Annotated in this window: 14 protein-coding genes; 8 read left to right on the top strand and 6 right to left on the bottom strand. The window is 64.2% G+C overall.

Annotation, left to right across the window (positions count from 1 at the left end; genetic code table 11):
• Nucleotides 1–161 precede the first annotated feature (161 nt).
• Together ACY34H_RS21495 and bcsG are read left to right on the top strand one after the other, a co-directional pair.
• On the top strand, nt 162–1748 hold the full coding sequence (locus tag ACY34H_RS21495) for a BcsE family c-di-GMP-binding protein (RefSeq protein WP_464979501.1): 1587 nt from the start codon (nt 162–164) through the stop codon (nt 1746–1748).
• Nucleotides 1749–1899: 151 nt separating this feature from the next.
• Nucleotides 1900–3498 carry a cellulose biosynthesis protein BcsG gene (bcsG, locus tag ACY34H_RS21490; RefSeq protein WP_464979500.1) on the top strand — a complete coding sequence of 533 codons (1599 nt, stop codon included), beginning with the start codon at nt 1900–1902 and terminating at the stop codon, nt 3496–3498.
• Nucleotides 3499–3679: 181 nt separating this feature from the next.
• Here bcsG and ACY34H_RS21485 read toward each other — a convergent pair whose 3' ends face one another.
• The 5 genes from ACY34H_RS21485 to ACY34H_RS21465 form a co-directional block, all read right to left on the bottom strand.
• Nucleotides 3680–4324 carry a PEP-CTERM sorting domain-containing protein gene (locus ACY34H_RS21485; RefSeq protein WP_464979499.1) on the bottom strand — a complete coding sequence of 215 codons (645 nt, stop codon included), beginning with the start codon at nt 4322–4324 and terminating at the stop codon, nt 3680–3682.
• 402 nt (nt 4325–4726) lie between these two features.
• Nucleotides 4727–6322 carry an alpha/beta hydrolase gene (locus tag ACY34H_RS21480; protein WP_464979498.1) on the bottom strand — a complete coding sequence of 532 codons (1596 nt, stop codon included), beginning with the start codon at nt 6320–6322 and terminating at the stop codon, nt 4727–4729.
• A gap of 199 nt (nt 6323–6521) precedes the next feature.
• The gene (gcvPB, locus tag ACY34H_RS21475) at nt 6522–8084 is read right to left on the bottom strand and encodes an aminomethyl-transferring glycine dehydrogenase subunit GcvPB (RefSeq protein ID WP_464979497.1); all 1563 of its coding nucleotides are present in this window, start codon (nt 8082–8084) and stop codon (nt 6522–6524) included.
• Complete coding sequence (gene gcvPA / locus ACY34H_RS21470; RefSeq protein WP_464979496.1) at nt 8077–9483, bottom strand: aminomethyl-transferring glycine dehydrogenase subunit GcvPA; 1407 nt, start codon at nt 9481–9483, stop codon at nt 8077–8079. The genes gcvPB and gcvPA overlap by 8 nt, the downstream gene beginning before the upstream one ends.
• Nucleotides 9484–9515: 32 nt before the next feature.
• Complete coding sequence (locus ACY34H_RS21465; protein ID WP_464979495.1) at nt 9516–10649, bottom strand: ATP-NAD kinase family protein; 1134 nt, start codon at nt 10647–10649, stop codon at nt 9516–9518.
• Between the two features lie 277 nt (nt 10650–10926).
• Between ACY34H_RS21465 and ACY34H_RS21460 the strand changes: the two genes are divergently transcribed.
• A complete protein-coding gene (locus ACY34H_RS21460) occupies nt 10927–11520 on the top strand; it encodes a TetR/AcrR family transcriptional regulator (protein ID WP_464979494.1) in 594 nt (197 codons plus the stop codon).
• A gap of 167 nt (nt 11521–11687) precedes the next feature.
• Here the strand turns inward: ACY34H_RS21460 and ACY34H_RS21455 are convergent, their stop codons facing one another.
• Entirely contained in the window at nt 11688–12272 is a 585-nt protein-coding gene (locus ACY34H_RS21455) for a TetR/AcrR family transcriptional regulator (RefSeq protein ID WP_464979493.1), read from the bottom strand.
• A gap of 235 nt (nt 12273–12507) precedes the next feature.
• Here ACY34H_RS21455 and ACY34H_RS21450 point away from each other — a divergent pair, with 235 nt between their 5' ends.
• From ACY34H_RS21450 to ACY34H_RS21430, 5 genes are all read left to right on the top strand, one after another.
• The gene (locus tag ACY34H_RS21450; protein WP_464979492.1) at nt 12508–13620 is read left to right on the top strand and encodes an alpha/beta fold hydrolase; all 1113 of its coding nucleotides are present in this window, start codon (nt 12508–12510) and stop codon (nt 13618–13620) included.
• Entirely contained in the window at nt 13617–14669 is a 1053-nt protein-coding gene (locus tag ACY34H_RS21445; RefSeq protein ID WP_464979491.1) for an ankyrin repeat domain-containing protein, read from the top strand. The genes ACY34H_RS21450 and ACY34H_RS21445 overlap by 4 nt, the downstream gene beginning before the upstream one ends.
• A 154-nt stretch (nt 14670–14823) precedes the next feature.
• Nucleotides 14824–15126 (top strand): ArsR/SmtB family transcription factor, encoded by a 303-nt coding sequence (locus ACY34H_RS21440; RefSeq protein ID WP_464979490.1) that lies wholly within the window; start codon nt 14824–14826, stop codon nt 15124–15126.
• A gap of 62 nt (nt 15127–15188) precedes the next feature.
• Nucleotides 15189–16184, top strand: coding sequence for a zinc-dependent alcohol dehydrogenase family protein (locus ACY34H_RS21435; RefSeq protein WP_464979489.1), 996 nt, complete (start codon nt 15189–15191; stop codon nt 16182–16184).
• A gap of 21 nt (nt 16185–16205) precedes the next feature.
• Complete coding sequence (locus tag ACY34H_RS21430; protein ID WP_464979488.1) at nt 16206–16526, top strand: antibiotic biosynthesis monooxygenase family protein; 321 nt, start codon at nt 16206–16208, stop codon at nt 16524–16526.
• Nucleotides 16527–16631 lie beyond the last annotated feature (105 nt).

The following is a 16631-nucleotide window of genomic DNA, read 5'->3' as shown; positions in this document are numbered from 1 at the left end:
AAGAAGTTTTTCAGGAGTATCTTGAGTTTTCTCAGGGAAATTCCAGTACACTGATGCCTGCAGCCCGCCCAGACCCCCGGCGGATGACAGTGAAACAACTGTCGAGCAAGGCGCCCCGACCATGCGCACCCAGTCTCGTCTTTCTTCGATTGGAACGTGTCATGTTGGCGTACGAACATCCTACCTATTTCGGCGGCATTGCCGCGCTCAATACCATCCTCGGCCGGGGGCAGCTGTACGCCATCGTCGAGCAGGGGGCCGGCGCGCTGGCGCCGCTGCTGCATGCCACGCTCGTCAGTGCACAGGTGCCGGCCTGCCTGGTGTCCAGCCGTGCCAGCCTGGATGAAACGATGTCCCATGGCGCGCTGCCCGACCACGGCCGCCTGACCCTGCTGGAACACGCACGCGGCCCCGCGGCCCGCGACCGGCTGCCCGGGATGGCCGCCGAACTGGCGGACTTCGGTGTCGACCGCGCAGCCGTTCTGCTGCTGGACCATGCGGAAACGCTGTTCGGCGGCGATCCGCGCGACGACGCCGCGGTGCTGCGCCAGCTGCGCGAGTGGGCTGCCCGCGACGACAAGGCCATCGTGCTGCTGCTGCGCACCGAGCTTGCCGTCACTTGCACCCATGCGCCGGAGTTCGCCGGCATCGCCCGTATCCATGGCGCCGCGGATGCGGCGTGGGAGACCTGCCACTGGCACCACGCCCGCGGCGTGGCCGGCGCGTCCACCCAGCGCCTGCTGCGCGACGGTTCCGGCTTCGCGCTGGCGGCCGCGCCCTGTGCGGCGCCGGCACGGCAGGCGGAGGAACCGTCCCTGCTGGTGCTGGCCGGCGCGCTGGCGCCGCACGAGCGGCACAAGGTGCGCTGCCAGGTGCTGGACGACGAGGATGCCCTGGCCCTGGCCCTGGCCGCGGCAGGCCAATCGCCGGCCACCCTGCTGCTGCCATTCTCGCGCAGCGCCCCCTTCGACGCGCTGGTGCGCACCGTGCATGCGCTGCGCCAGCGCTGCGCACGCGACGTCAAGATAGTCATCCGCGAAATGGACCTGGGCATGCGCCAGTCCCAGGAAGCGTTGCTGCAGCGCGTCGGCGTCACCCTGGTGGTGCCGGCCGGCATGCCGCTCTCCCGTTGCGTCGCACTGTGTGCGGCCCTCGGCCCGCAGGTGTTCACCGGCGTGCTGCCGGAATCGGTCGATGCGCTGCTGGACGCGGCACCGGCGCACCGCCAGGGTTATTTGCCCCCCGCCGCCTTCGTCGGCGCGCTCGACGACAGCCTGCAGCACAGCCAGCAATTGCGCATCGAGTGCGCGCTGGTGCGCCTGCGGCTGGCGCGCGGCGTGACGGCGACCGGCGCCCTGCGCCAGTGCGACATCCGCCGCGCCGGCGACCTGATGACCGCCGACGGAAAATCGCTGTATGTGTTCCTGTACGCTTGCGGCGAAGGCGATGTGGAAGTGACGCTGGAGCGGCTGTTCCGCCTGCCCTATCGCGACCTGTTCGATGGCGAAGCACGTTTCCTCACGGCGCGCGATATCGGCCGCCAGCGCGACGCCCTGGCCCGACAGGCGGATCTGCTGCCGGACCTGGGGGCCTTCCTTGCCGCGCCCGCGGCAGCGGCGGCCACCCGGATCGCCGTGCCGGCACCTGCACTGAACGGTCCCGCGTCGTTCCGCTACGCCGCGCCAGCCCCGGCGCAACGCCGCACGCTCGCGCCGCGCGCGCCCGCCACCCTGCAGGAGCAATCCTGACCATTGCCGCCGCCTGCCTGCCGGCCCGGCCGCTGGCACTGGCCGGCGCGCGATAACTGTCACGCCGGCTCGGCCTGAACTACGTGGCTCGGCCAGATCTTGTTAAGCGCTACAATCCGCACACCTGTTCAACCGAGCAAGAGCGAGACCGTTGAGCGACACCGATCCAGCACGCAACGCCACTCCCGCCTTCCCCCGGCTCGCGCTCGGGGGCTGGAGCTATTACTTCCTCGCCAAGCTGCTGCTGGCCTGGCGCGGCCTGATCGGCCTGCACGCTCTCGAGAACCTGGCCTTCGCCGCGCTGCTCGCGGTGCCCATTGCCGACCGGCGCCTGCGGCGGCTGCGCCTGGCACTGGCCATTCCGGCCGCCATCGCCCTGCTCTACCACGACTCGTTCCTGCCGCCATTCTCGCGGCTGTGGGCGCAGCGCGGCCAGGTGGCCGGCTTCGGCATCGATTACCTGGCCGAACTGGCCGGCCGGTTCGTCAACTGGCAGGTGATCGCGCTGCTGGCCGTGGCCTATGTGCTGGCCCGCATCGCCGGCACCTGGCTGCGGCTGGGCTCCGTGGCGGTCGCCGCGCTGCTGGCCGTGGCGCTGCTGCCGGGGCAACACGATGCCTTGCCCGGCACCGCGGTATCGGCCACCGCCGCCGGCACTGTTGCCGGCACCGGCGCCACGGCGACGACACCGGACCAGGCACTGACCGCGTTCTTCGACAATGAAAGCCGGCGCAGCGTACCGTTCGGCCAGGCCGGCGGCGTACCCTTCGACGTGATCTTCCTGCACGTGTGCTCGCTGTCGTGGGACGACCTGCGCGCCGTGAACCTGGACCGCCACCCGCTGCTGCAGAAGGCCGACATCGTTTTCCATCATTTCAACTCGGCCGCCTCGTACAGCGGCCCGGCCGCGATCCGGCTGCTGCGCGCGCCATGCGGCCAGCCGCGCCACGGCGCGCTGTACCAGCCCGCGGCAGCCCAATGCCAGCTGATGCCGGTGCTCGAACGCTCCGGCTTCGCCCAGAACCTGGCGATGAACCACGATGGCCATTTCGACGATTTCCTGTCGCTGGTGCGGCGCCAGGGCGTGAGCGCGCCGCTGCAGCCGCTGGCCGGCTTGCCGGTGCCGCAGCGCGGCTTCGACGATTCGCCGATCCACGACGACGGCGCCACCCTGGCGCGCTGGCTGGCGCAGCGCCAGCGCGATCCCGCCCCGCGCACGGCGCTGTACTACAACACGATCAGCCTGCACGATGGCAACCGGCTGACGGCGGGACCGGATGCCGGCAAGGGCAGCACGGCAACCTATGCCCGGCGTGCAGGCAAGCTGCTGGACGACCTGGACGGTTTCATCGGCGCGCTCGACAAGGCCGGCCGCAAGGCGGTGGTGGTGGTGGTGCCGGAACACGGCGCGGCGCTGCGCGGCGATCGGATGCAGATCGCGGGCCTGCGCGAATTCGCCACGCCGTCGATCGCCACCGTGCCGGTGATCGTGAAGGTAGTGGGATCGCAGGCTTCAGGCGGTACGGCGCACGTCAACGACGCCACCAGCTACACGGCGCTGTCGCAACTGGTCGCCGCCATGGTCGCGCGGCCGCCCTTCGACGGCGGCCGGTTCGCACCAGGGGACTATACGACCAACCTGCCCGTGACCCGGTTCGTGGCCGAGAATGAAGGGTCGCTGGTGCAGCAGCTGGATCAGAACTATCTGCTGAAGGTGGGTGGGGAGGCGTGGCAGGTGTACCGGCCGTGACTGGCCCCGCAGGTTCCTGGCTACGTCATCTCGATCGGGGCCATCTACCGGGCATCCCTCTTCCCATACGACGGCATACTGACCGCGCGTTTCTTAGCGCAGCTATTCGACTGGAAGATGTGCAAGATGAGTGACTGGCCGTCATGATCGACTTCGGCCAGCCACAGGGCAATGCTCGAACTCAGCCGCGGGCTCGGCGGGCGGCAAATCCAACCGCACCCAGACCGGCAAGCAGCAAGCCCCATGTCTCCGGCTCGGGAACCGGGGCCAAGCTGTTCAGCACGCCTTCCATCCGCACAAACTTGCCATCCGGCCCTTGCCAGTCATAGTGGACCTTTGCACTGCTGAGGCGATCCAGGGACAGTGTCCCGTCCGGGAAACCCATGACGAACACCGTGCCGGATGCATCTTCGAACGTGAGCGTCCCGTTGTATCCCGCTCCCATATAGACGGTCATCGTATCGATCCATTGCGGCGAGTCCGAGGTCAGGTCGATCCAGGCAGTTCGCCCATCGCCGGAAATGCCAACGTCCGTGCCCCCGATCATCAAGCCGCCCCACGCGTTGCTGTCGTAAAGCACATGGGTCGCATCCCTGTCGGAGTGTCCAGACACCGGTTCGGCCGAGTCGTCGAACCGGAACCAGCCCTGGATCTGATCGCCCAGGTGAAGGATGTCGACGCCATCCGGCCCTACAGTACTCGGCAGATATCCGCCGCTGTACAGGCTGTCAACGCTGGCAGTGAACGTGTAGGTATGGGTGGCAGCGCTCGCGTCGGCCAACGCTGCGCAGGCGAGGGTTCCGGTGAGGATGAGCTGTTTGATCATTCGAGTGTCTCCTGGTGGGGTAAACGACATCGTGACGAATCCAGAAAAATACTACCGGAAATGTAATGTCGGTGGCCAACTTCTCTCCCCCCCCTTGACGGCTGCGTTGCTTTTTTGCCGGTCGCGTTGGCCGACTAGCTCCATACATTTCCCATACCGGCTGAACGCAGAAGGGTGAAACGCCCCGGCTTTCGTCGAGGCCGGTTCATGTGAGTCAGGCCGGGATAGCCTGACTGTAGCGACACGCATGGAGAGTTCCGTACCGTTACGGCAAAACCGACTTTACGCGAACAGCGCCATATTGATGGGCACAGGGAGAAGGTATGGGTGGAAAGCGGTACATGGAAAAATTCGGCCTCACGCTTGTTCCGGTTTTAGAATCTTCCGATACGCGTGTCGTGCTTACAAGGTACACCGGCGGTCGGGTTCCGGAGACTTGAGGTTGATGAGATAGTCTGCGACGATGCCGTCCACACAGGCGTTTCCACCGACAAGCGCGACGCCGTGCCGTTCTCCCTCGACGGTGAGCAGACTGGCGCCAAGCGTCTTTGCCAGGCTGATCCCCCCTTCATGCGGCGTCGCCGGGTCGCGAGTGACGGAGACGACCAATGTTCTGGGAAGCCCCGCGATATTTGTCGCGTAGGGGTAGCCAAGAGTAGGCTTCACGGGCCAATGCTCACAGATATCGCGGGCCTCGACGGGCCGTCCGGTGGCCATGAAGGGCGCGACATCGAAAACGGCGCGTTTCATCGCGCTCTCCTGCTCCGGCGTGTGGCGCTCCTCATCCAGACACTCGATTGCCATTTGCGCCTCGGAGCCGTTGCCGTAGCGTCCGTCAGCGCCACGCGAATGGGACAGGTCGCGAAATGCCATCAGGGTCTTGCCGCTTCCGGCCTTGAGTTCGGCAATGCCTTGCACGATAGCCGGCCAGCCCGACTCGCTGTAGAGCGGAAGGACCACGCCGGTAAGTGCTGCTGTGTAGGTCAGCTTGCGCCCGTCCGCGGTGATGATGGGTTGATCGATCAATGGTCGCAGGAGCTGCTGGAAGGCGGCAGTTGCCTGCTTGGGATCGGTCCCAAGCGGACAATCCGGAAGCCGGGCGCAGAAGGCGGCCATGTTGTCGAAGGCCCGTTGAAAGCCGGCGAACTGGACAAGCCGACGCGCAGCAGTGCCGCTCAACGGATCGACCGCACCGTCGAGCACCATCGCCCGCACGTTCCAAGGGAACATTTCGGCATATACGGCGCCCAGCCGCGTGCCGTAGCTGCCGCCGGCAAAGGTAAGCTTCTCATCGCCGAGCACGGCGCGCAGGACGTCCATGTCGCGGACAACATCGCGGGTGCCGACGTGTGCCAGCACGTCCTCGCCGCCAGAACGCTCGGCGCATTGCTGGTAAAACTGGCGGGTCTCCTCGGCGGTATAGTCCTCGACCCCGGCGTTGAGCGTAGAGAGCGTCACGTCGGCATCGCGTTCCGCATCGGTAAAACAATCCACTGCCGGTGTCGAAGCCCCGACGCCCCGAGGGTCGAACCCGATCAGGTCAAACTGCTTCGTGATCGGGCTACCGGCCAAGGCGTTCGCCACTGTGGCCGCGTAGCTCATGCCTGAGAAACCGGGACCGCCCGGGTTGAGCAGAATCGAGCCGATTCGTTTGCTCGGATCGCCGTTCGACGCCACTCGCAACAGTGCAATCTGCGCAGTTCGACCATCCGGATCCTGATAGTCGAGCGGCACCTGGAGCCGGGCGCACTGGAGCGTCTTGTCGGCGAATGTCTTGGCATCCGCGGTTGTCGTGGCGTAGCTATCGCAGGGACCGAACGCCAGTGTCTGACTGTAGAAACGCGCCAGCCCTTCCGGGATGCCCACGGGTGTCTGCGGCGAGCCGGGAGCGGACTGGCCACCGCAGGCGCTGACCATCAAGGTCATCGCCACGAGTTTTCCAGCCATGACCACTTTCAAGCGCCGACTGCGGACCTTCCGGATATCTGACTTTTTCATGAAGCAGCATCTTTTCATCTGATTATCCAAACTGTTCTTCGGCCCACAATCGACTCAGGAAGTCGCACCCGTGCTGACCGCATATCCCGGCTATCCGTGTTCCAGTGCATGCAGGGCATGCACTGGTCATGGGCGATGATTGCAAGCGCGTTCGCGCGGCGCCCAAGAATTTTCCAGGCCTTGTGTCGGCGCTTTCCTGTCAGGACCCTCGCTCGGCCTGATGCACCTTGCGCTTGTACGCACGCCACGTCATGGCCCACCGGGACGGATCATCGAGATTGCTCTTCAAGCGGTGGACCGCCGCGTTATGCGGTGCCGTCTTGACCAGCTCCGGATTGCTGTAGGCTTCGTCGGAAATCTGCGCCAGCACGGCAATCCAGGTGTCGAGCGCTTCCTTGCCGTACATCTCGCCAGCCTCGGGTGTGAACGGCTCAGGGACCAGCCATGGATGGTGACTGCTCCACATCGGATCGATCCCGAAGTCGGACATGCGGTTCTGCACGTCGTGTGCGTCGACGCCCGTGTCCTCCTTCATCTGCTGAAGACTGTACCGGGTCATTTCCAGGCGCGGGCTGGTGGCATCCGGATGCGAGCGGGTCACGCCCCGGATCGCCAGCAAGCCCTTCTCCATGTAGTTGTTTGCCAAAACGGAGATGTCCGAGGCCTGTGCCATGCCTGCCGCCCCCATCGCGCGCGCCCAGGCATAGGCCTTGATGATGACTGGCACATTGCCCCAGAACTCACGGATCTTCCCGCAGCTTTGCACGCGATCGTAATCCAGGCGATAGCGCCCGCCGTCCATGACGACGACCGGCTTGGGCAGGAATGGCGCCAGCTCGGCCGAACAGCCGTAGGCGCCTACCGCCGGGCCGCCGACACCGCTTTTCGGCGCGCCGAAAGTCTTGTGCAGCATGAACATGCAGGCGTCGAAACCCAGTTCGCGGGCGCGCAGGCGCGTCATGACGCCATTGAAGTTCGCGTGATCGTAGAAGCACAAGCCACCGGCTTCGTGCACGATGCGGGTCCACTCCCTGATCCCGGGGTTGTACACCCCCATGTCGTCGGGATTGTTGACCATCAGCGCCGCCGTTCGTTCCGACACGGCCGCCTTGAGGGCGTCAAGCGAGGGGTAGCCCGTCTCGTCGTCGATCATCAGGGTGATCACCTTGAAGCCGGCCGCGGCCGCGGTGGCCGCGCTGCTGGGGTGCGTCTGGATCGTGGTGATGATCTCGTTACGTTGTTCCAGCTCGCCCCGCGACGCGTGGTAAGCGCGTGTCACGGCAGCGCTGGTGTAGGCGGCATCCGCACCGCCCCCTGCCTGGAACACGAACTGGTCCATACCCGATACCTCGCGCAGGATCGTATCCATGCCATGGACGATTTCCAATGCGCCTTGCAGGGTGTCTTCATCCTGCAGCGGATGCACGTGGGTTACCTCGGGGCGCCATGCCAGCGCCTCATTGACCTGCGGGTTGTACTTCATCGTGCAGGTGCCGAAGAGGCTGATGTTCATCATGCCCAGCGTCTGCTGCGACAGGCGCAGGTAGTGGTACAGGACCTCGGGCTCCGACATTTCGGGCAAGGCCGGCCTGCTCTTGCGGCGCATGGCGGCCGGCACCAGGTCGGCGCCGCTACCCACGGCGGCGTGGATGCCGGTTTCGGCTTCGGGAAAGACGATGCCACGGCGGCCAGGGTAGCCCATTTCGTGAATCACCGGCTCGTTCCAGACGGGCGCGTGGTACTGCTTGACTGGTTTATTCATGGTTGATCACCTTGTTGATTGCCTGGACCAGGCGATCGATATCGGCCTGGGTGTGCACTTCCGTGACGCAGTACAGCGCGCTGGCGCCGAACTCGGGGAATTCGCGGCTCAAGTCCTTGCCGCCGAAGATGCCTTGCGCGAGCAGGCGCCTGTTGACCTCCGCGACGCTGGGTCCCGCCTCGTCGAAGCGCACGACGAACTCCTTGAAGAAGCCCGCCGGGAATTGGACGCTTACGCCAGGGATCGCCGCGAGCTGTCGGGCCGCGTAGTGCGCGCGCTGCAGAATCACTTCGCCGACTTCCTCGAACCCTTTCGGCCCCATCATCGCCATATAGGCCGCATTGGCGATCGCCCACATATAGACCGAGTGGCCGGTCCAGTCATTGCCCTTGTCACGCAAGCCGTAGGAGGTCTGCTCGAACAGGCTCAGGCCAAATCCGTACTCGCCCGGAGCCGAGGTCTCGGCGATGCTCACGAACAGGGCCGGGTACTGGTGCGCATAGCGCTCTTCGTCGCGCGAAGCGATGAAGCCGCTCACGCCGCCGCCGATATTCATGTGCACGCCCAGTGGCTGGGTGGTGCCCACGACGATGTCGGCGCCGTAGGTGGCCGGCGTGGCGAGCACGCCGAGCGAGATCGGATCGACGCCAACGATCACCTCGGCCCCGGCCGCATGGGCGATGGCGGCGATTTCGGCCCCCTGCCGTTCGATGATGCCCAGGTAGGATGGCGTCTCGAAGTACACGGCGGCCGTACTGGCGCCGACGAGCGTGCGCAGGTGCGCCAGGTCCATCAGGCCCGTGGCCGGCTCGAAGTCCACCAGCCTGATGGCAATGTGACTGGCCATCTGCACCGGCTCGCAGAAATTCTCGATGACGCTCAGGCGTTCAGGATCGATGGCGCGCACGACCACGACTTCGCTGCGCCCGGTCAGGCGCGAGGCCATGCGGAGCGCGAACCCGGCGGCGACGCCCCAGCTGCGCACCGGCAGCGCGACGAGGTCGAGCTCGAGCAGTTCGCCGAGCTGGCTGCAGAACTCGAACCAGGCCTGGTTGCGTCCGTGGTCCGAGCTCGGTTCGCCGAACACGGACGTGAGCCACTCGTTGCGGCGCACGACTTCGTCGCAGGCGGCCGGCACGTGGTGCTGCCAGACGCCGGCGCCGAGGAAGTTCAGGTTGTCCTCGGCCGTCCTGTTTTTCGAGAGGATCTCGACGATGTGACGGCGCAGCTGGCTTTCCGTCAGCGCCGGAGGCAGGTTGATTGCCCGTTTGGTACGGTGGTCGGCCGGGATCTGGCTGAACAGCGTTTCGATGCTGTCGACGCCGATCGCATCGAGCATCTCCTGCTGGATCGCAGGCACTGAGTTGGCCATATACGGATGGGCGATATGGTCGCGCATGGAGAATTCCTTTCGCAGTTCGGAGGGAAAAGTCATTCGACCCGGAAGACGAGCGAACGATCGGGGGCGATGCGTACCGGGAGGTGACCTGCAAGAAGCGCATTGACCTCGTCGTCACCGGTGTCGACGAGAAGGCGCCGGGGAGAAAGCGCCAGCAGCTTGTCCATCGCGGCAACGACGACAATGCGCTGGCGCGGAATGCGGCGCAGCACGGCACTGCTGATTTGCTGGTTGCCGCGCCCGAACAGGCTGCCATGGCCGCCCAGTACGCCGACGATCAGCGACGCCTCCTTTCCCTGCATCAGGCGCAGCAGGTCGGCCTCGGCCAGATCCGCGCCGACGACCTGGCCGTCCTGCACCGCATCGACGCCCAGCAACGTCGATTGCAGGCCCAGGGCCGCCATCACGCGCCGCGTGGTGGAACCCGGCCCGAGTATGTACAGGCGGCCGGGTTCCATCTCGCGGGCGATCTGGCGGCACACGGCGTCGAGCGCCACGTCTGCGCGCAGACTGGAGCCGGACTTGGCGTTTTGTGAGTAATGGCGCGAATACGGACTGCTGGCATAGCCATACAGACGGGTCGAGACCCGATCGCCCCGCGTGGCGTCTTCATCGATGTCCATCACTTCGGCTTCGCGCAGGTGGATGGCTGCATTGCCCGCGAGGTAACGCCCGGCCAGCGTGCCCACGTTTTCGGGCGTGGTGCCGAACACCGCCGAGACCATCTTGACGCCGGCCGGGATGCCGACGATGGGTACCGCCTCGCCAACGACGTCCAGGATGTCGCGCGCGGTGCCGTCGCCGCCGGCGAACAGCAGCAGGTCGACCTTCGCTTCCAGCATCGCCTGGGCAGCGGAACGCGTGTCGTGCGCACTGCTTTCTCCGCTTGCCGCGGCGTGCACGACGCGGATATCGAATCCGGCCGCGCCGGCTGCATCGGCACCCAGGGCGCCGGAACCGGTGAGAACGACAGTGGAGCCGGCATGTGACGCCAGCCGCTGCAAGGCCTTGTGCACGCGCTCGTGCGCGGCGGGCTGCGCGCCGCGGCGCCTGGCTTCAGCCAGCGCTGTTGCACCATCGGTACCTTTCAAACCGACCCGGCCGCCCATGCCGGCGATCGGGTTGACGATCAGGCCGATTGTTCGCTTCCCGTGTGCTGCAGCCATGGAATCCCCTTAAATTAACATACGCGACGTATGCAATTTATACTAGTTACATACATCGCGTTTGTCAACTTACATTCGCGGCGTATGTGAATTTATTTTTTGAGCTGAAGAGGAAGTGGAACTGGTTACATACATCGCGTTTTGTCAACTTACATTCTCGGCGTATGTGAATTTATTTTCGAGCTGAAGCGGAAGTGGAAGCGGTTGCGTACATCGCGTTTGTCAAATTACATACGCTTCGTATGTTAATTTATTTTTGGACGAAAGAGGAAGCGGAATGGCACGAAAACGTGCAGACATGATTGCCAGTACGCGGGCGAAATTGATTACGGCGGCGCGGCACGCCTTTGCCACCAAGGGATTTGCAGACAGTTCGATGGACGACTTCACGGCGCAGGCCGGGCTCACCCGTGGCGCCCTGTACTACCACTTCGGCGACAAGAAGGGGCTGCTCGAAGCGGTCTTAAACCAGATCAACGATGAAATGACGGCGCGCCTGACCGAGATCATCGCCAACGCTGACACCACGTGGGACGGGTTTGTAGAGGAAAGCATCGCCTATGTCATGATGGCCACCGAACCGGAGATACAGCGCATCAAACTGCTCGACGGCCCGGCGGTGCTGGGCGACCCGTCACAATGGCCGAGCCAGGATTCCTGCATACGCAGCACCCAGCACAGCCTCGAAAAGCTGCTGGCCGAAGGCGTAATCCGTCCGCTCGACCCTGTGGCGACCTCTCGCCTGATCATGGGTTCGCTCCTGAGCGCGTCGCTGTGGATCGCCCAGTCGGAAGACCCGGAGACCGTCGCGAGCCAGGCGGTGGACAGCTTCAAGGTGCTGGTGTCGGGGCTGCTGTTGCAGCCTCGCTAGGCACGACATACCGCGAGGAAGCCGCTCCTGCGAGTCGCCCGGGCTCTACCACCTCGTGGATCGGCTCGCGCCTGGGGTCTGCATACGACGACATGGCGAGTCGTCAGATTGCTGACACGCGAGATGGGGCCCGGACAAGGACGGATGGCGTCCATTGATCGGTCCAGCTATATGCCGGTGCGGGGCGCCGATAGCCACATCGTCGTGAGCGATGCAAGGTCCGCGGCTGCCAGGTCCTCGCTTACACGACCCAGAACCATGGCATTGGACAGCGCTTCCGCGGCTCCCACGATGCCAATGCACCGGCGCTGTACCTCATCTGTATGCAGAGGCGATACCGGTGCCAGGAAGCGATGATAGAACTCGACATAACCGTCGATCATTTTCTGCTGATAGGTCTGCATCTCCGCATCCCCGCGCAGGGCAGCGCCAATCGCATGCCACTCCGGCCCAAGCGCAGCATGGCAAGCCATATAGGCCGAAGCGAGCATGCTCGCAACGCTCACGAGGTCGGCCGGGATCTCCTGCAGTGCCGCGGCGACTGCCTGCAGGCGCCGCTGGTTGATGTCTTCGTAGAGCGCAATCATGAGGCCTGAACGGGTCTGGAAGTGGTTGTATGCGATTGGCTTGCTGATCCCTGCCCGCTGGGCGAGCGCGCCCAGGGTCAGCGCGTCGGTTCCATGTTCACGGACGATTTCCCACGCCGTGGCAAGCAACTGGACCCGTCGTTCGTTCTTTGTCATTTTCTTCATACGATACTTTCCGTGCGCGCTTGACACCGGCACACCGCGGCCTATACTTCCTACTAAACGTAACTTACTCATAGTAACATACACCGCGCGGCGCTCACCCGTATTCCTGCGCCAGTTTTTGCACCACCACCACCACCACCTGGTTCCGGCAATGCGCTGCAGTGATCGGCGCACTTCAACAACATCGAGCTGGGATTGCTTTGCCAACAAACTACTTCACACAAGGAGTTCCAGCATGCTGCCAATTTTCCGATCGATCGCCGATTTCCATGCAAGCGAAGACATGCCTGTCCATCATGCCCGAAGGAGGCTTCTCGGCGCTGCCGCGCTCGTCGGACTTGGCGTGCAGTCTGGCGCAACGGCGGCCGGGTCCGGGCAGCCGTCCCGGTTTCAGCTGCGCCGGCACGCATTAACCATTAACGGCGAACCATTTCATGTGCTCGAACTGGGAACCGGACCGGCGGTATTGTTCTGCCATGGTTTTCCGGATACTGCCGAAACCTGGCGCCAGCAGATGCATGTCGTTGCGGAAGCGGGATACCGCGCGGTTGCGCCCGACATGCGCGGCTTCGGCAAGAGCTTTGCACCTGCCGAGGCAAGCCTGTACAGCTCGAAGCATATCGTGGCCGACCTTGTCGGCATCCTCGACGCATTGAAGATACAGTCCGCCGTCATTGTCGGTCACGACTGGGGCGCCGATCATGCACAACGGGCGGCGCTCATGCATCCGGAGCGCTTCCGGGCCCTGGTCAGCATCAGCATCCCGTACGCGCCACGGGGCGAAGTCGACACCTGGGAAGCCTTGCGCAGCCGCGGGCTGGGCCAGCGTTATTACGCGCTTGACTGGCTCAAGCCGGGTGCGGAGGCGGCCTTCGCGCCGCCGGAGTCGTCCATCCGGTCGATACTGTACTGGGCCTCGGCCAGCCCGCCGCCGGCCCAGCGCTGGGATCCGATCGACCCGGCTCGCAGCCTGTTGCGGCCTGCTCCCGCTGGTTTGCCCGCGTGGGCGGACCCTGCTTATGTGCGGCATACGATCCGCAGCTTTGAGGAAACCGGCTTCCGGGGCGGCTTGAACTATTACCGTGCATTGCCCGTCAGTTTTGCGCAAACAGCGGCATTCAAGGATGCGCCTGTCAGGCAGCCATCGCTATACGTCTGGGGCGCCGAAGATGGCTTATGCCAGTTCTTCCATCCCACTACTCCCGCACTGGCCGAGCTGCGGCGAGCGCAACCCCGGCTGGTCGGCCAGGTCCGGCTCGACGGCGTCGGCCACTGGGTGCAGCACGAAGCGCCAGACCGGCTCAACGCGGCCTTGCTGCAGTTCCTGGCGGGGCTGGGGGCGTCATGAGTCTTGCAGACGCCATCCATCAAGGCGATCTGATACAGGTCGGTGAACATCTCCGAAACAGCAAGGATGCAGATCTGCGTGACGCAGACGGTGTTACTTCCCTGATGCATGCCAGCGCCCTGGGCAAGACGGAGATTGTCCATCTTCTGCTTCATGCCGGCGCCGACGTGCACGCACTCGAGGCACGCATGGGCACTACAGCGCTGCACAAGGCGGCGCAGGCCGGTTCGATCGACGCAGTGCGCGCCTTGTTGGACCATGGGGCCTTCATCGACCAGCAATCGGCTGGAGTCGGCAACACGGCGCTGATGGACGCCACGGTACACAAACACGACCGCGTTGTGCGGTGCCTGCTCGACAGCGGCGCCAGGATCACGCCAAGGAACTACTCCGGAGACAACGCGCTGGACCTGGCGCGCACCGGCGGGCTCGCCGCCATTGCCGGCTTGATTGAGGCACGCCTGGAGTCCGATCAGGCACGTGCCGGTAGCCAATTGCTGATGGCGGCGGTCAAGCGGGGCGACCTGGCTGAAGTACGGCGCCTTGTCGCAGCGGGCCACGCTATCGACGGGCGCTCGCCCAGGAGCGGAGGTCCGGACGAGGATTGCACGCCACTCGGCATGGCTGCGCGCATGGGGCATGTGGGGATTGTGCGCGACCTGCTCCAGCTGGGCGCCGATGCAAGCCTGGTCAATGGGCCGATGAAAGCGACTCCCGCCCATGAGGCTGCCTATTTTGGGCGCGCCGACGTGCTCCGCGCGCTGGCGCCTTCTCACGGGAAGTCCGCCAGGGTCGACATCGATGCACAAGGACAGTACAACGGCATGACTGCCTTGCATGACGCCGTGTGGCATGGCCATCTGGAGGCGGCGCGTGCGTTGGTGCAGGCTGGCGCCCGGCTCGATTTGCGATCCCATGCCGGCCTCACTCCGCGCGCAATGGCTGAACTCTACGGCTACAGCAAGATCGCTGAGATTATCGCTGTTGCGGAAGATGCCTGCAATGGCGTTCCTGCCAGGATGCACGCCGACGCCAAACCTGCAACTTGAGCGGAAGTCTCCCGGTCAGCTCCCGCTATGCCGACCAGGCTTGCCTCATGCCTGAAGGAAGCTCCCTCTCGTGATTCCCTGAGCAGCAAACTTTCTTTCACCAAGGCCTGCACAATAGCTTGACATATCGCGAAATCTCGATATACTCCAACGCATGGACTTACTCGAAATATTCAAGGCCCTCTCCAACCGTACCCGCCTCGACATCCTGAGACGGTTGAAGGATCCCGTGAACGGCTTCCCCCCGCAGGACGAAGGGGACGTTCATACGGTCGGTGTCTGCGTGAGCAGTATCCAGGAGGGTGTTGGATTGTCGCAGTCGACAGTCTCTGACTATCTCGCAACTCTGCAAAGAGCTGGCTTGATTGAAGTACGGCGCATCGGTCAGTGGACCTACTACAAGCGTAACGAAGAAGCCATCAGTGCCCTGGCCGAACGCATCGGCAAAGACCTGTAAATTTTTTTGCTTGTATACATCGGAATTTCCCGATATCCCTTTTTGACGAAATGAGGACGACAATGAAAGCGATGACACTTACCAGTTTTGGCGGCCCGGATGCATTCGAACTTCGCGACGTGCCCAGGCCGGTTCCCGGAGCAGGACAGGTTCTCGTCCGGGTCCACGCCACTTCCATCAATCCGCTGGATTACCAGGTGCGCCGCGGCGACTACCAGGACCACGTTCCCCTTCCGGCGATTACCGGACACGACGTTTCGGGTGTGGTCGAGGAAATCGGCGCAGGAGTGACGGCATTTGTTCCGGGCGACGAGGTCTGGTACACGCCACAGATTTTCGATGGTCCGGGAAGCTATGCGGAGTACCACGTCGCAGCGGAAAACATCATCGGGAAGAAGCCTGCTTCGCTCAGCCATGTGGAAGCGGCAAGCCTGACCCTGGTCGGCGGAACGGCATGGGAAGCGCTGGTCGTGCGTGCGCAGCTGCGCGTCGGCGAAAGCATCCTCGTGCATGGCGGCGCGGGTGGCGTGGGCCATGTGGCGATCCAGGTGGCCAAGGCCATCGGTGCAAGGGTCTTCACGACCGCCCGTGCCGACCAGGCCGACTTCGTGCGCAGCCTGGGCGCCGATGTCGTCATCGACTACGCGAATGAAGATTACGTCGACGTCGTCATGCGTGAAACCGCCGGCCGGGGCGTCGACGTGGTCTTCGACACGATCGGTGGAGATACCCTCGCCCGCAGTCCTGACGCGCTTGCCCAGCTCGGCCGGGTGGTTTCCATCGTCGATACCGCGAAGCCGCAAAACCTGATCCAGGCCTGGGGCAAGAACGCGAGTTATCACTTCGTCTTCACACGGCAGAATCGCGGCAAGCTCGACGAACTGAGCGCCCTGGTGGAACGTGGCCAACTGCGTCCCCACGTCGGCGCTGTCTATTCGCTGGCCGACATTCCACGCGCGCATGCCCGCCTGGAAAGCCGGGATAACGGCTTGCGTGGAAAGGTCGCCATCGAGGTGGTCCCGGCAGCGGATTCGAGCACTCCGCTGGTCAACGCATAAGCACTGTCGAAGGAGCACATCATGATTTACGAAATTGCTGCGCTACCGGTCAAACCCGATCGGATCGATTCCTTCAAACGCGCGTTCGACGAGGTCGTTCATCTGCTGTCGCGCGCGAAGGGTTATCGAGGCCATCGGCTGATGCAAGGGATCGAGACGCCATCGCATTTCAACCTCATCGTGCGATGGCAAACGCTCGAGGACCATACGCAGGGATTCGAACCGAGCAGCGACCACCAGGCATTCATGGCGGGCCTGGAGGGGTATCTGGCCGCTGACCCGGTTGTCCACCATGTTCGCGCGGAGGATTCGGCAGACGACATCGATATTCTTGCGCAATGAGGTATTGACCGGGATGCGGCTGCGGTCCTGGTCACTCTTCCAGTGACTATGTGCGTCCGCCATGCAGCCGGGATGAGAGCCGTCATCCTGCGGAAGGTCCGGCCA

The organism is Pseudoduganella sp. jia 9 (assembly GCF_055502615.1).
Note: the sequence above shows the minus strand (reverse complement) of the source record. Positions and strands in the feature narration are given on the sequence as shown.